Source organism: Williamsia serinedens (genome assembly GCF_024171725.1).
Lineage (GTDB): Bacteria > Actinomycetota > Actinomycetes > Mycobacteriales > Mycobacteriaceae > Williamsia_A > Williamsia_A serinedens.
On record NZ_JAMTCG010000004.1, the window covers coordinates 531251 to 546119 of the forward strand.

At 70.7% G+C, this 14869-nt stretch carries 13 protein-coding genes; 4 read left to right on the forward strand and 9 right to left on the reverse strand.

The window, feature by feature from the left end; all coding sequences use genetic code 11:
- Positions 1-35 precede the first annotated feature (35 nt).
- From LX12_RS13290 to LX12_RS13305, 4 genes are read left to right on the forward strand one after another with little or no spacing between them, the layout of a single operon-like run.
- Positions 36-806 carry a phytanoyl-CoA dioxygenase family protein gene (locus LX12_RS13290; protein WP_253655016.1) on the forward strand — a complete coding sequence of 257 codons (771 nt, stop codon included), beginning with the start codon at positions 36-38 and terminating at the stop codon, positions 804-806.
- Positions 807-843: 37 nt separating this feature from the next.
- A complete protein-coding gene (locus LX12_RS13295; protein WP_253655017.1) occupies positions 844-1212 on the forward strand; it encodes a DUF427 domain-containing protein in 369 nt (122 codons plus the stop codon).
- A 57-nt stretch (positions 1213-1269) separates the two neighbouring features.
- Positions 1270-3057: an N-acyl-D-amino-acid deacylase family protein gene (locus LX12_RS13300; RefSeq protein ID WP_253655018.1), complete on the forward strand. Its 1788-nt coding sequence runs from the start codon at positions 1270-1272 to the stop codon at positions 3055-3057.
- A complete protein-coding gene (locus LX12_RS13305) occupies positions 3047-3493 on the forward strand; it encodes a nuclear transport factor 2 family protein (protein ID WP_253655019.1) in 447 nt (148 codons plus the stop codon). Before LX12_RS13300 ends, LX12_RS13305 begins: the two co-directional genes overlap by 11 nt.
- 181 nt (positions 3494-3674) lie before the next feature.
- Here LX12_RS13305 and LX12_RS13310 read toward each other — a convergent pair whose 3' ends face one another.
- The 9 genes from LX12_RS13310 to LX12_RS13350 all read right to left on the reverse strand — a co-directional run bounded on the left by LX12_RS13310 (position 3675) and on the right by LX12_RS13350 (position 14822).
- Positions 3675-4277: a TetR/AcrR family transcriptional regulator gene (locus LX12_RS13310; RefSeq protein WP_253655020.1), complete on the reverse strand. Its 603-nt coding sequence runs from the start codon at positions 4275-4277 to the stop codon at positions 3675-3677.
- A complete protein-coding gene (locus tag LX12_RS13315) occupies positions 4274-5095 on the reverse strand; it encodes an enoyl-CoA hydratase family protein (RefSeq protein ID WP_253655021.1) in 822 nt (273 codons plus the stop codon). Before LX12_RS13315 ends, LX12_RS13310 begins: the two co-directional genes overlap by 4 nt.
- A gap of 5 nt (positions 5096-5100) precedes the next feature.
- Positions 5101-6297, reverse strand: a complete 1197-nt coding sequence (locus tag LX12_RS13320; protein WP_253655022.1) for an acyl-CoA dehydrogenase family protein — start codon at positions 6295-6297, stop codon at positions 5101-5103.
- Positions 6294-8285 carry an ATP-binding protein gene (locus LX12_RS13325; RefSeq protein ID WP_253655023.1) on the reverse strand — a complete coding sequence of 664 codons (1992 nt, stop codon included), beginning with the start codon at positions 8283-8285 and terminating at the stop codon, positions 6294-6296. The genes LX12_RS13320 and LX12_RS13325 overlap by 4 nt, the downstream gene beginning before the upstream one ends.
- 10 nt (positions 8286-8295) lie before the next feature.
- Positions 8296-9894 (reverse strand): acyl-CoA carboxylase subunit beta, encoded by a 1599-nt coding sequence (locus LX12_RS13330; RefSeq protein WP_253655024.1) that lies wholly within the window; start codon positions 9892-9894, stop codon positions 8296-8298.
- A complete protein-coding gene (locus LX12_RS13335; RefSeq protein WP_253655025.1) occupies positions 9891-11051 on the reverse strand; it encodes an acyl-CoA dehydrogenase family protein in 1161 nt (386 codons plus the stop codon). Before LX12_RS13335 ends, LX12_RS13330 begins: the two co-directional genes overlap by 4 nt.
- Complete coding sequence (locus LX12_RS13340; protein ID WP_253655026.1) at positions 11048-12775, reverse strand: acyclic terpene utilization AtuA family protein; 1728 nt, start codon at positions 12773-12775, stop codon at positions 11048-11050. Before LX12_RS13340 ends, LX12_RS13335 begins: the two co-directional genes overlap by 4 nt.
- Positions 12772-13569, reverse strand: a complete 798-nt coding sequence (locus LX12_RS13345) for a TIGR03084 family metal-binding protein (RefSeq protein WP_253655027.1) — start codon at positions 13567-13569, stop codon at positions 12772-12774. The genes LX12_RS13340 and LX12_RS13345 overlap by 4 nt, the downstream gene beginning before the upstream one ends.
- A gap of 332 nt (positions 13570-13901) precedes the next feature.
- Positions 13902-14822 carry a PaaI family thioesterase gene (locus LX12_RS13350; protein WP_253655028.1) on the reverse strand — a complete coding sequence of 307 codons (921 nt, stop codon included), beginning with the start codon at positions 14820-14822 and terminating at the stop codon, positions 13902-13904.
- Between the last annotated feature and the right edge of the window lie 47 nt (positions 14823-14869).

Genomic DNA, 14869 nt, shown 5'->3' on the forward strand with positions numbered 1-14869 from the left:
GCCAGGGCGCGGCCCCGCGACGACACTGTTCGTCGATGACCCTCTGCGACACCGACATCGAGACCTTCGTCCGCGACGGGTTCGTCGTCCTCCGCGGAGCCGTCGACCGCGCGACGATCGACGAGTGCCGCGCCGAGCTCTGGGACGCCATCCCCGAGTCACCCGATGACCCGACGACGTGGACCGAGCCGGTCCGCTGGGTCGACAGCCCGATGACGCCCGTGTTCGCGCGGGCGGCCGCGTCGTCGGCACTCGTCGCGGCCTACGACGCCCTGATCGGACCCGGTCGCTGGGTCCAGCGGGTCGAACTGGGCACGGTGCCCGTGCGGTTCCCGGCCGGTCGCGAGTCGCACGACACCGGCTGGCACATCGACGCGAGTTACCCCGCGCCCGACGGTTCCGAGTATCGGGTGTCGGTGTCGTCGCGAGACCGCGGACTGCTCGCCCTGTTCCTCGTCTCCGACGTCGACGAGCACGACGCGCCGACCCGCATCCGGGTCGGGTCGCACGCCGACGTCCCGCGGTTCCTGGAGCCCTACGGCGACGACGGTGTCGACATGTTCACGGTGTGCGCGAAGATGGACCGCGCGGGCGTCCTCGGATCACCCGATCGCACGGAGGTGCTCGCGACCGGCGCGGCGGGCGACGTGTTCCTCTGCCACCCGTTCCTGGTTCACGCCGCGCAGGTGAATCACCGCGGTCGGCCCCGGTTCATGAGCCAGCCCGGGATCATGCTGCGCGATCAGTTCGACCTGGCGCATCCGAGGTCACCGGTGGAGACCGCGATCGTCGACGCACTCCGCTGACGGGAACGTCGCGGCGACGCGTGGCGTTCGTGACGTCATGCAGCGTGAACACCTCGTCCCCGGACCCGACCACCCCATCACGGTGGAGCCGACCGCCGGCCACGTCACCGTCCGCGTCGGTGACACCGTCATCGCCGAGAGCGACAGCGCGGTGACGCTCCGCGAAGCCGGGTACGACGCCGTCCAGTACGTGCCGCTCGGCCACGTCGACCCCGCGGTGTTGCGGACGTCGGAGACGACGACGTACTGCCCGTACAAGGGTGAGGCGTCTTACTTCGACCTCGCCGTCGGTGAGGACACGATGACCGATGCGGTGTGGACCTACACCGACCCGTTCCCCGCCGTCGGGCAGATCCGCGGCCACGTCGCCTTCTACCCGGACAAGGTGACCGTCGACGCAGAGTGAGACACGTGTCCAGACAGACGTCTTGACATCGCGATCGCCGGGTGGTCCCGTGGTCATGTGAGCTACGACACAATCGTCCGCGGTGGGCTGTGGTTCGACGGCACCGGCGCCGCTCCTTCCGTGCGTGATCTCGGCATCCGTGACGGCGTGGTGTCGGATGTCAGCGAGAGTCCACTCGACGCCACCGACTGCCCCCAGGTGATCGACGCCCGGGGACGCTGGGTCATCCCGGGGATGGTCGACATCCACACCCACTACGACATCGAGGTACTCGACGCGCCGGGACTGTCGGAGTCACTGCGCCACGGCGTGACGACGGTGCTCCTCGGGTCGTGCTCGCTGTCGACGGTGCACGTCGGTGGCACCGACGCCGGTGACCTCTTCGGACGCGTCGAGGCGATCCCTCGTGACCACGTGATCGCCGCAGTGGACCGCAACAAGTCCTGGCGGTGCTGCGAGCAGTACATCCACGCCCTCGAATCGCGGCCGCTCGGGCCGAACATCGCCGCGTTCCTCGGACACTCGGACATGCGGGCCGCGGCGATGGGTCTGGACCGCGCCACCCGATCCGACACCCGGCCCACGCGGGCCGAGCTCGCGCAGATGGAGCGGTGGCTCGCCGACGCGCTCGACGCCGGGTTCGTCGGGCTGTCGTCGCAGCAATTGCTGTTCGACAAGCTCGACGGCGAGACCTGTCGGTCGCGCACCCTGCCGTCGACCTATGCGCGACCGCGCGAGCTGCGACGCCTGAAGGACCTGGTGCGGCGCACCGGACGGGTCCTGCAGTCGGGTCCGGACATCACCCACCCCCTGAACGTGCTGTCGCAGGCGCTGCAGTCGTTGGGCATCGGGCGCCCGCGGCTGAAGACCAGCCTGCTCTCGGCCGCCGACATCAAGGCCAACCCGCAGGCCGTGCGCATCATGGGCCCGCTCGCCGGGTTCGTGAACCGGTTCGGCGGCGACTTCCGCTGGCAGCACCTGCCCGTGCCGTTCGAGGTCTACGCCGACGGGATCGACCTGGTCATCTTCGAGGAGTTCGGCGCCGGCGCAGCGGCTCTGCATCTCCGCGACGACGTCGCGCGTGACTCCCTGATCCGCGACGAGCAGTACCGGCGCCGCTTCCGCACCGACTACGAGAAGAAGTACGGGCCCCGGGTGTGGCATCGCGATCTCTTCGACGCGCAGATCGTCGCCTGCCCCGACGAGACCGTCGTGGGGAAGTCCTTCGGCGAGGTGGGCCGCGAGCGCGGCGGACTGCACCCGGTCGACGCCTTCCTCGACCTCGTCGTCGAGCACGGCCGAGATCTGCGCTGGCGCACCACCATCTCGAACCACCGGCCGGAGGTGCTCCGGCAGATGGCCCGCGAGCCGGGCATCCAGATGGGCTTCTCCGACGCCGGCGCCCACCTGCGCAACATGGCCTTCTACAACTTCGGGCTGCGACTGTTGCGGCACGTGCGCGACGAGCGACGAGCCGGCCGCGAGTTCCTGACGGTCGAGCAGGCTGTGCACCGCCTCACCGGCGAACTCGCCGACTTCTACGACATCGACGCGGGACACCTGCGCGTCGGCGACCGCGCCGATCTCGTCGTCGTGAACCCGGCCGCCCTCGACGACCGGCTCGAGGAGTACCACGAGAGCCCCGTCGCGGCGTTCGGCGGACTGCCGCGCATGGTCAACCGCAACGACGAGGCCGTCGACGCGGTCCTCGTCGGCGGGACGGCGGTGGTCCGCGACGGCGTGCCGACCGACGTCGTCGGCACCGAGCGGACCGGGCACTTCCTGCGGGCCGGACAGCGGACGCGTGCCGCGGGCACGACGCGGGCGGTCGTCGGTGCCGTCTGAGCACGATGCGGTCACCGGGTTGTGGGCTGCCCTGTCCGACCGCGACTGGGACCGTCTCGCGACACATCTCGCCGACGACTGCATCTACGTCGACATGCCCGTCGGTCCGGCACTGGCCGCCCGCGGCCCGGTCGACATCGTGAAGCGACTGAAGGTGGGCATCGCGCCGTTGGCGGCCTATCGGAACCACCCGGGGACGCTGGTCTCCGACGGCGAGGTCGTCATGTACGAACACTCCGAGTCGTGGGAGTGGGCGACCGGTGAGACCGCCGAGCTGCCGTTCGTCTCGGTGCACCGCGTCCGTGACGGCAAGGTGACGCTGTGGAAGGACTACTGGGACTTCGGCGGTCTCGCGAACACCGCCCCGCCCACGTGGCTCGAGGAACTCGGCACCGCCGACACCTCCTGGATCTTCGACGCCACCGGCCTCGTCTGACAGCAACCCGCCGCGCGAGACCCCGAACGCCCTTCGGACGCGCTCGGTGACTTCCCCGAGCGTGCACCAGATCTCGCCGAACGGGCACCAGATCCCGCCGAACGTGCACCTCTGCACGGTCGAGGAGATCGACTGCACGGTCGAGGAGATCTGGTGCACGCTCGGCGACGTCGACCCGGGGTCAGCGAAGGGCGGCGGCGAGCACCTCGGACCAGGTGGCGACGACCTGCTTGCGGCGGGCGGAGTCGTCGGACAACGTGTCGGCGAGGCCGAGTCCGCGCGCCATGTCGAGCGTCGCCTGGACGAGACGATGCACGTGCGGCGGCGCTGCCGGACCTGCGAGCGACTCCACCGTCATCCGATGCGCCGCGGAGCCGAAGCGCTGCTCGAGCGGCAGGATCATCTCCCGCAGAACGGGATCCGACGCCGCCGCGCTCCACACCTGCAGTGCGGCCTTGAAATGCAGACCGGTGTAGACGTCGACGGCCCGCGAGACGACGGCCTCGACGCGTCCGGGCCCGTCGGGGATCGTGTCGTCGACGGCGGAGGCCCGGGCGGTGAGTTCGTCGAAGGTGGCCTCGAGGGCCGCGGTGATGAGACTCTCCCGCGTCGGGAAGTGATGCTGCGCAGCACCTCTCGACACCCCGGCACGCTCGGCGACGAGCGCGACGGTCGTCGCCGACCACCCCTCGGCGGCGAGCATGTCGATCGTCGCGTCGAGCAATCGCTTGCGCGTCGCCCGCGACCGACTCTGCTGCGGCTCGCGCGCCCCGGCGACGGTCACCCCGTCACCCCGGACACCCCTGATCCGGAGACCCACGACGGATCCCGGCGCTGCAGGAACGCCGTCATGCCCTCGCGCGCCTCGTCGGAGGCGAACAGCGCGGCGGACTCGTCGCGGCGCTGATCGGCGAGACGCTCGAACAGCTCGGTGGTGAGCGTGTTGACGACCTTCTTCGACTCCCGCAGACCCTGCGGCGACGCCTTCGCGATGTTCGCGGTCAGCTCCGAGACGACGGTTCGCACCTCGTCGGCGTCGTCGACGGCCACGGTCACCAACCCGATCGCCTGTGCCTCGGCGGGCCCGAACCTCTCGCCGGTGAGGAAGTACCGGCTCGCCGCGCGGGAGTCCATCTTCGGCAGCAGCGTCAACGAGATCATCGACGGCGCGAGACCGAGTCGGGCCTCGGTGAGCGCGAACGTCGTCGACGGTCCCACGACCACGATGTCGCAGGCACCCACGATGCCCAGACCGCCGGCCCGGACGTGCCCGTCGATGCTCGCGATGACGGGCTTCGACGACGTGATGACGGCGCGCAGGATCGCGGTCATCGCCTCGGTCCCCGCCGCCGACGCCTCCTCCGGTGACAGGCCCGACGCCATCGCCGCCGACAGGTCGGCTCCGGCGCAGAACGTGCCGCCGGCGTGGGTCAGCACCACCGACCGCACCGACGGGTCCTTGTCGACCGCGGCGAGGTGCTCCCGTAGTTGACCGGTCAGCGCCGGTGACAAGGCATTCCGGTTCGAGGGCGAGTCCAGCGTGATGGTCGCGACGCCCCCGGAGTCGGACCGGGTGACGACGACGTCGGCGGGCTCGGTCACGGGACTCAGTACGACTTCGGCAGACCCAGGCTGGTCTGCGCGACGAAGTTGAGCACCATCTCGCGGCTGACCGGCGCGACGCGCGCGATGCGGCACAGGTTCAGCAGCGGCGCGATGCCGTACTCGGTCGACAATCCGTTGCCGCCCATGGACTGCACGGCCTGGTCGACGATCTTCACGCACGCCTCGGCGGCGGCGTACTTCGCCATGTTGGCCGGTTCCGCCGCACCCCAGTCGTCACCGGCGTCGTAGAACGAGGCGGCCTTCTGCATCATCAGCTTGGCCATCTCGAGCTCGATCTTGCCCTGGGCCAACGGGTGTGCGATCGCCTGGTGCGCGCCGATCGGCGTCTTCCACACCGTCCGGGTGGTCACGTAGTCGACGGCCTTGCTCAAGGCGAAGCGTGCCATGCCGATCGCCGACGCCGCCGCCATGATCCGCTCGGGGTTGAGGCCGGCGAACAGCTGGCTGAGCGCCGCGTCCTCCGACCCGACGAGGGCGTCCGACGGCAGCCGCACGTCGTCGAGGAAGAGCTGGAACTGCTTCTCGGGGTTGATCAGTTCCATCTCGATCTGCCGGAACTCGAAGTTCGGCGCGTCGGTCGGGACGATGAACAGCGCGGGCTTCAGCTTGCCCGTCTTGGCGTCCTCGGTGCGGGCGACGATGAGCACCGCCTCGGCCTGGTCGACGCCGGAGATCCACACCTTGCGGCCGGTGAGCAGCCACTCGTCGCCGTCACGGCGGGCGGTCGTGGTGATCTGGTGCGAGTTCGAGCCGGCCTCGGGCTCGGTGATGCCGAACGCCATCGTGATGGTGCCGTCGGCGAGGCCGGGCAGCCAGCGCTGCCGCTGTTCCTCGGTGCCGAAACGGGCGATGATGTTGCCGCAGATCGCCGGCGACACGACCATCATGAGCAGCCCTGTGCCCGACGCCGCGAGCTCCTCCATGACGATCGCCAGCTCGTACATGCCCGCGCCGCCGCCGCCGTACTCCTCGGGCAGGTTGACACCCAGGAAGCCGAGTCGGCCGGCCTCGGCCCACAGCTCGTCGGTCTTGCGGCCCTCGCGGGCGCACTTCTGGAAGTAGTCCTGCCCGTACCGGGTGGCCAGCGCGGCCACCGACGCACGCAGTGCGGCGCGCTCGGGGGTCTCCAGGAACGGGTTGGCCGGGGTCTCGGTGGGACGCTCGGATGTCGCGGTCATGCGGTCACTTCCTCTTCGCTGATCACGGCGAGTACATCACCCACCGCGAGTTGGTGTCCGGCCGACACTGCGAGCTCGGTCACGACGCCGTCGGCCGGGGCGTGCACCGTGTGTTCCATCTTCATGGCCTCCAGCCACAGCAGGGGCTGTCCCTGGACGACGCGGTCGCCGACGGCGACCGCCACGCGGACCACCGCCCCCGGCATGGGGGCCAACAGCGACCCCGGCGCGCCGACCGCGGTCGGGTCGACGAAACGCGGCGCCTCGGTGACCGTCAGCGACCCGGCCGGGGTGTCGACGTGGAGGGTCGCGATGCCGTCCGCGTCGGGATACGCCGCCACGCGGTGCGGGAGACGCACCCCGTCGACCTCGAGGACGACGAGATCCCCGGCAGCCGAGACCACCGCCGTCCTCGGGTCGTCGGGGAGGTCGACACCCGACCGCGTCGCGCGGTAGCGCACCGTCACCTCGTCGCCGTCTGCGGTGACGAAGGACCGGCTCTGCGGTGCCGACGCCAGGTTCCGCCACCCGGCCGGGACGCCGGCCTGCACCGACGCCGTCGAGCGTTCCCGTGCCGACGCCGCCAGTGCCGCCGCGACGACCGCCCTGCGCGCCGCGTCGTCGTCGAGCAGCGGTCGTGCGAGGACGTCGAGGCCGACCTGATCGAGGTACCCGGTGTCGGTGTCGCCGGTCAGGAAGGTCGCGTCACGCAGGATGTGGACCAGGAGATCGCGGTTCGTGCCCGGGCCGTGCACCTGCGACCGCACCAGGGTGTCGGCGAGCATGGCTGCGGCACGCCGACGGGTGGGTGCCCACGTGATGACCTTGGCCAGCATCGGGTCGTAGAAGACCGAGATCTCGCTGCCGTCGGCGATGCCGGAGTCGACGCGGACACCGGGACGGTCGAGACCCGTGAACCGCACGTCGGCCGGGATGTGCACGTGGTGCACCGTCCCCGACTGCGGGGCCCAGTCCGCCGCGGGATCCTCGGCGTACAGCCTCACCTCGATCGAATGACCCTGCGTCGACGGGGGTTCGGCGTCGAGTGGCTCGCCGTCGGCGATGCGCAGCTGCCACTCGACGAGATCGAGGCCGGTGGTGGCCTCGGTGACCGGGTGCTCCACCTGCAGGCGGGTGTTCATCTCGAGGAAGTAGAACCGGCCCGCGCCGTCGGCGAGGAACTCGACGGTCCCGGCACCGACGTAGTCGATGGCCGAGGCCGCCGACCGTGCTGCGGCGTAAAGCCGTTCGCGCAGGTCGCCGCCGATGCGTTCGACGAGCGGTGCCGGGGCCTCCTCGACGATCTTCTGGTGGCGCCGCTGGATGGAGCACTCGCGCTCCCCGACCGCCCACACCGTGCCGTGCGTGTCGGCGAGAACCTGCACCTCGATGTGGTGTCCACGTTCGACGTAGGGCTCGCAGAACACCGTCGGGTCACCGAACGCCGACGCCGCCTCGCGCGCCGCGCCCTCGACCTCCTCGCCGAGGCGCGCGATGTCGCGGACGATGCGCATGCCACGGCCGCCGCCACCGGCCGACGCCTTCACGAGCACCGGCAGGTCGGAGGCTTCGATCGACGTCGGGTCGAGGTCGCCCAGGATCGGCACGTCCGAGGACGCCATGATCGCCTTCGCGTTCACCTTCGACCCCATCGCGGTGATCGCCGCCGGCGGTGGTCCGATCCATGTGAGACCGGCGTCGACGACCGCCTGCGCGAATGCTGCGTTCTCCGAGAGGAACCCGTACCCGGGGTGGACGGCGTCGGCGCCGGCAGCACGCGCCGCGGCGATGATCGCGTCGACGTCGAGGTAGGTCTCGGCCGAGGTCCTTCCCGGCAGGCGCACGGCCCGATCGGCCTCGGCGACATGCGGGGCCCCGGCGTCGGGGTCGGAGAAGACCGCGACCGTCGACAGGCCCAGTCGTGAACAGGTGGCGAAGACCCGGCGGGCGATCTCGCCGCGGTTGGCCACCAGCACGGATGTGATCACTGCTCTCCCCTCACATCCGGAAGACGCCGAAGTTCGACGTCCCCTCGACCGGTGCGGAATCGATGGCCGACAGCGCGATCCCGAGTATCGTGCGGGTGTCCCGGGGGTCGATGACACCGTCGTCGTAGAGCATCCCCGACAGGAACGCCGGCAACGACTGTTCCTCGATCTGCGCCTCGATCATCGCTCGCATCCCGGCTTCGGCCTCGGCGTCGACGGTTCCACCGCGCGCCTCGGTCGCCGACCGCGACACCATCGCGATGACGCCCGACAGCTGCTGGGCACCCATCACCGCGGATTTCGCGCTGGGCCATGCGAAGAGGAACCGGGGATCGAACGCGCGTCCGCACATGCCGTAGTGCCCGGCACCGTAGCTCGCGCCGACGAGGACCGAGATGTGCGGCACCGTCGAGTTCGAGACGGCGTTGATCATCATCGAGCCGTGCTTGACGATGCCGCCCTGCTCGTACTCCTTGCCGACCATGTAGCCGGTGGTGTTGTGCAGGAACAGCAGTGGCGTGTTCGACCGGTTCGCGAGCTGGATGAACTGGGTCGCCTTCTGCGACTCGGCACTGAACAGCACACCCTGCGCGTTGGCGAGGATGCCGACCGGGTACCCATGGATGCGTGCCCAGCCGGTGCACAGCGACGAGCCGTACTCGGCCTTGAACTCGTCGAAGTCGCTGTCGTCGACGACGCGCGCGATGACGTCGCGGGGGTCGAACGGGATCTTCAGGTCACCGGGGACGATGCCCAGCAGTTCCTCGGGGTCGTAGCGCGGTTCGAGGACCGGGGCGGCCGGACCGGGCCCCTGCTTGCGCCAGTTCAGCCGTGCGACGATGCGTCGCCCGATGCGGATGGCGTCCTGTTCGTCCCGGGCGTAGTAGTCGGCGAGGCCGCTCTGCCGTGCGTGCATCGCTGCGCCGCCGAGGGATTCGTCATCGCTGTCCTCGCCGGTGGCCATCTTCACCAGCGGCGGACCGCCGAGGAACACCTTCGACTGGTTCTCGATCATCACGGTGTGATCGCTCATGCCGGGGACGTAGGCGCCGCCGGCGGTGGAGTTGCCGAACACGAGCGCGATCGTCGGGATGCCTGCCGCCGAGAGCTGGGTGATGTCGCGGAACATGCGTCCGCCGGGGATGAAGACGTCCTTCTGCGTGGGCAGGTCGGCGCCGCCCGACTCGACCAGCGAGATGCACGGCAGGCGGTTGGCCATCGCGATCTCGTTGGCGCGGAATCCTTTGCGCAGGGTCCACGGGTTCGACGTCCCGCCGCGGACGGTGGGGTCGTTGGCGACGATCATGCACTCGACGCCCGACACGACACCGATGCCGACGACCATCGAGGCGCCGACGGCGAAGTCGGATCCGTACGCGGCGAGCGGACACAGCTCGAGAAATGCGGTGTCGCGGTCGATGAGGAGCTCGATGCGCTCGCGGGCGAGGAGCTTGCCGCGCTTGTGATGGCGCTCGACGTATTTCTCGCCGCCGCCGGCCAGGGCCTTCGCGAACTCGGCCTCCAGGCCCGCGAGCTTCTCGGTCATCGTCGACGCGTTGTCGACGAACGCCGGGTCGGCGGCGTCGACGGTGGACCGCAGCGCCGTCATGCCTGGTACCCCAGCCGCTTGGCGGCGAGACCGGTGAGGATCTCGGTGGTGCCGCCGCCGATCCCGAGGATGCGCATGTCCCGGTACTGCCGCTCGACCTCGGTGCCGGTCATGTAGCCCAGTCCCCCGAACAGCTGCACCGCGGCGTTGGCGACCCACTCGCCGGCCTCGACGGCGGTGTTCTTGGCGAAGCAGACCTCGGCGATCAGGTCGTCGCCGGTACGGACGCGCCGTTCGACGACCGCGCGGGTGTAGGTGCGCGCCACGTCGACCTTTCGCGCCATCTCGGTCACGGTGTCCTGCACGGACTGTCGGGCGATGAGCGGCTTGCCGAACGTCTCGCGCTCGCGCACCCATGCCAGGGTCAGGTCGAGGCAGCGCTGGGCGCTCGCGTAGGCCTGTGTCGCGAGACCGGCCCGCTCGGTGACGAAGCCGAGCGCGATCTGGGCGAACCCGGAGTTCTCGGCGCCCACGATGTTCTCCACCGGAACACGGACGTCGGTGAACCCGAGTTCGGCCGTGTCCGAACAGCGCCACCCCATCTTGTCGAGCTTGCGCGTGACCGCGAAACCGGGCGTGTCCGTGGGGATCACCAGCAGTGACACCCCGCCGGCGCCGGGCCCACCGGTCCGGACGGCGGCGACGACGAAGTCGGCGCGGACCGCGGAGGTGATGTAGGTCTTCGAGCCGTTGACGACGTAGTGGTCGCCGTCGCGGACCGCGGTGGTGCGCAGGTGGCCGACGTCGCTCCCGCCGCCCGGTTCGGTGATCGCGAGACTGCCGATCTTCTCGCCGGCCAGGGTCGGACGGACCCACCGCTCGATCTGTTCGGGGTCGGCTGCCATCGCGAGATGCGGCAGCGCGATCCCGTGCGTGAACAGTGAGGCGTAGATGCCGCCGGCTGCGCCGGCCTCGTGCAGCGCCTCGCCGACGATGGTCGCGTCGACGAGGTCTCCGCCGCTGCCGCCGACGGCCTCGTCGAACCCGATGCCCAGCAGACCCAGGGCGGCGGCCTCCTTGTGGACCTCCCGCGGGATCAGTCCGTCGGCCTCCCAGGAGTCCTGGTAGGGCAGGATGTGCCGCTCGACGAAACCGGTGACGGTCGAGCGCAGTTCGCGTCGCTCGTCGGTCTCCCAGGTGGCGGTGGCCAGGGTCATGCGCGGTCCTCGGTTCCTGTGTGTGTCATGAACGAGACGGGGATGTCGACGACCCGGGAGCGAAGCCACTCCCCGAGTCCCTTGGCCTGCGGGTCGAAGCGGACGTTGTCGGCTACGCCGCGCCCGAGGATGCCCTCGATGACGAAGTTCACCGCGAGCAGGTTCGGCAGGCGGTGGCGTGTGACCGTCAGATCGGTGGTCTCCGGGAGGAGTTCGCGCAGCGCGTCGACGGTGAGCGTCTCGTCCAGCCAGGCGAACTGCTCCTCGTCGCGGACCCAGACGCCGATGTTGGCGCTGCCGCCCTTGTCGCCGCTGCGGGCACCGGCGATCGTGCCGAGCGGAGCGCGGGTCGTCGGGCCCCGGTCACCCGGGCCTGTCGCGGGCCCCGGGTCGAGGGGGTCGAGGCTGCCGCGGACCGGGCTCGGCGGGATCGTGGCGACCGTCCCGTCGGGCAGGGTGACCCGGTGTTGGACGAGGTCGGCGTCGACGTACCCCGGCTCGTAGACACCGAACGGGGCGCCGGCGGTCGGGGGCGCCGTGAGACTGAAGCCGGGGTAGCTGGCGAGCGCGAGTTCGACTGCGGCGGCCGAGAACCCGCGTCCGACGGCCTCGGGATCGGTGCTGCGGCCGACCACCCTCAGCAGTGCGCTGGCCTGCGCCTCGGTGGGTGCATCCGGCCGATCGAGGCGGCTGAGCTCCCACGTGACCGAGTCCGGCTTCGTCGGCAGGGACGACTCGAACTGCTCGCGGGCCAGCGCCGCCTTGTCCTCGATGTCGAGGCCGGTGAGGATCATCGTCACCTCGTTGCGGAACCCGGCGAGGAAGTTCAGCGACACCTTCGTAGTGGTCGGGGGGCGCTCGCCGCGCACCCCGCTCATCCGGACGCGGTCGACGTCGACCTGCTCGAGGTGGATCGAGTCCATGCGGGTGGTGACATCGGGGCCGAGGTACCGCGGTCCGGTGATCTCGTAGAGCAGCTGTGCGGTCACGGTGCCGACGGTGACCGCACCTCCGGTGCCGGCGTGCTTCGTGATCACCGACGAGCCGTCGGCCGCGACCTCCGCGAGGGGGAAACCGGGGTGCGTGAGGTCGGCGATCTCGCCGAAGAAAGCGTAGTTGCCACCGGTCGCCTGGGTGCCGCACTCGATGACGTGGCCGGCCGCGACCGCCCCCGCGAGGGGGTCGAGATCGGTGGGCTGCCAGCCGAAGTGGTGGGCTGCGGGGCCCACGACGAGCGATGCGTCGGTGACCCGACCGGTCACGACGACGTCGGCGCCGGCGTCGAGGGCCGCGGCGATGCCGAACCCGCCGAGGTAGGCGTTCGCGGTCAGCGGTGAGCCGAGGCCGAGCTCGGCGGCGCGGCCGACGAGGTCGTCGCCGTCGACATGGGCGACACGGATCTCGAGCCCGAGCTCCGCTGCCACGGAACGGATCTGGTCGGCGAGACCGGACGGGTTGAGGCCGCCGGCGTTGGTCACGATCCGCACGCCGCGCTCGTGGGCGAGCGCGAGGTTCTCGCGCATCTGGCGGAGGAACGTGGACGGGTAGCCGCGGTCGGGGTGCTTCATCTTGTCGCGGCCCAGGATGAGCATGGTCAGCTCGGCGAGGTAGTCGCCGGTGAGGAAGTCGAGCTCGCCGCCCTCCAGCATCTCGCGGACCGCGGCGAAACGGTCGCCGTAGAAGCCCGACGCGTTGCCGATGCGGACGACGGACGGGGCGCTCATCGGGTCGCCGCCTGCTCGCCCCGGGGTGCCCGTCCGGGCCCGGGTGCGCCGGCGAAACACTGTGCGATACGGACCCATTCGGCGGCGTCGTCGCCCACGACCGTGAGCCCCAGGTCCTCTGGTGCCCGGCGCTGGGTGACCAGCAGACAGAAGTCGAGTGCGCTGCCCGTGACGCGGTCGGTCGCGTCCTCCGGCCCCCACGTCCACGACTCCCCCGAGGGGGCGGTCAGCTCGATGCGGAACGGAGTGGCAGGCGGTGTCCTGCCGCGCAGGACGTAGGCGAAGTCGCGGGTGCGTGCGCCGATGTGTGCGACGGCCTTGAGGCGATCGGTGGGCTCGACGGTGACGCCGAGGGCGTCGGCGACGTCCTGCCCGTGCGCCCACATCTCCATGATCCGAGCCGTCGCCATCGACGCGGGCGACATCGACGGGCCGAACCACGCGAGTTTGGTGCCGTCGGGGACGGCGAGCAACGCCTCCGCCAGCTCGGAGCGGGTGCGGCGCCACCGATCGAGCAGGTCGGGGTGCGCCGCCATCTCGCGGGCGGCGTCGTCGATGAAGTTGGCGGGGTCCGCCGCACCCTCGGCGAGGACGACGGCGAAACGATCGGGGTCTGTCGCGGAAACCGTCGCGACGTGGTCGGTCCAGGCGAGGTGGCCGATCTGATCGGCGATGGTCCAGCCCTCCGCAGGCGTGGGCGTCTGCCATCCGGTGTCGTCGAGGCCGGCGACGAGGTCGTCGAGCGCTGCGCCCTCGGCGGTCATGTCGTCGACGAGCGCGCGCAGAACCGTCATGGCTCGACCACACCATCCGCCGATCAAAAAAGCAAGCATGCTTGCTTGTTTTATTCCCACTGCACGCCCTGATCACCCGTCGGTTGGGCGGTTCCAGACGTCGGTTGGGCGGTTACCGACGTCGGTTGGGCGGTTACCGACGTCGGTTGGGCGGTTCCTTCGTCGGCGCGCTTGCGACCGCCCACTCGAGTCCGGAAACGCCCACTCGACGTCCGGAAACGCCCACTCGACGTCCGGAAACGCCCACTCGACGTCCGGAAACGCCCACTCGACGTCCGGAAACGCCCACTCGACGGGGTGTCGCTGGGCGGTGGTGGGCGGGGCCGGAGGGTCTAGGTGAGGTGGACGGCGGCGGAGGCCTGGACGAGCAGGGTGTCATCGGGGTCGCGCAGCTCGGCGGCGATCGAGACGACCCGGCGTCCTACGCGCACGAAGCGGGTCGCGATGGTCAGCTCGTCGACGTCGACAGGTGGCGAGCGGAAGAAGTCGACGGACAGGTCGGCGAGGCGGTACTCCTGACCCGCTCCGGTCCGCGACTGGCCGGCCCACGAACAGGCCTGTGCCACTGCAGCGGCGACCACTCCCCCGTGCATCGACCCCAGCGCGTTGGCCATCCAGGGCTCGGGCCGGAACCGTGCGCCACCCGATGTCGGCGTGACGCCGAGCAGGTCGGCGATCGGACCGGCACCCATCCTGCCGTTAACGATGGCCGCGACGATCTGTTCGCCGGTCAGCACGGGATCGATGGCCGGGGGTGCCGGGGCGTCGGACGGGAGCGATGCCGGCACGGGCCAGCCGCGCGCGGCGCCGGACGCGCCGGTGAGCCGGTCGAGCAGTGCGGCGTCGAACACCCGTCCCGTACGCGCGCTGCGCGCGAGGACGGTGGCGACGAGATCCCCGCCGGCGGTCACATCGATGGTGGTCAGCCCGAAGGCGCCCGCGTCGTGCCGCAACGTCGCGACCGCGGTGAGAACACCGTCCGGTGCGACCTCCACACCGGTGGTGGCGAACGCGAGACTCGCCTGCACCACCCCCTGATCCGACGGCGTCTGGGCGACGAAGGGCGCGCCGGCGGCGGAGTCGACGAGGACGGCCCAGGAGGCGATGTCGATGCGTCCGCGGTGGTCGGCGAGAGCCCCGCCGAGGCGCTGACGCATCCGGGTCGCCGGCGCCGTGGGTGGTTCGCCGCCGACACCGAAGACGGTGAGGGGGTCGTCGCCAATCGTCTGCGCGGCGGAATCGGCTCGGGTCATGTCAGGATGCTTACCAGCAGCAAAGACGCAGTCCCGACGCGAGGAGG

Excerpts from the sequence above, each read along its gene's own strand:
- LX12_RS13290 (WP_253655016.1), top strand. The coding sequence starts at position 36 with ATGACCCTCTGCGACACCGACATCGAGACCTTCGTCCGCGACGGGTTC.
- LX12_RS13295 (WP_253655017.1), top strand. The coding sequence starts at position 844 with ATGCAGCGTGAACACCTCGTCCCCGGACCCGACCACCCCATCACGGTG.
- LX12_RS13320 (WP_253655022.1), bottom strand. The coding sequence starts at position 6,297 with ATGACCGCGACATCCGAGCGTCCCACCGAGACCCCGGCCAACCCGTTC.
- LX12_RS13330 (WP_253655024.1), bottom strand. The coding sequence starts at position 9,894 with ATGACGGCGCTGCGGTCCACCGTCGACGCCGCCGACCCGGCGTTCGTC.
- LX12_RS13335 (WP_253655025.1), bottom strand. The coding sequence starts at position 11,051 with ATGACCCTGGCCACCGCCACCTGGGAGACCGACGAGCGACGCGAACTG.
- LX12_RS13340 (WP_253655026.1), bottom strand. The coding sequence starts at position 12,775 with ATGAGCGCCCCGTCCGTCGTCCGCATCGGCAACGCGTCGGGCTTCTAC.
- LX12_RS13345 (WP_253655027.1), bottom strand. The coding sequence starts at position 13,569 with ATGACGGTTCTGCGCGCGCTCGTCGACGACATGACCGCCGAGGGCGCA.
- LX12_RS13350 (WP_253655028.1), bottom strand. The coding sequence starts at position 14,822 with ATGACCCGAGCCGATTCCGCCGCGCAGACGATTGGCGACGACCCCCTC.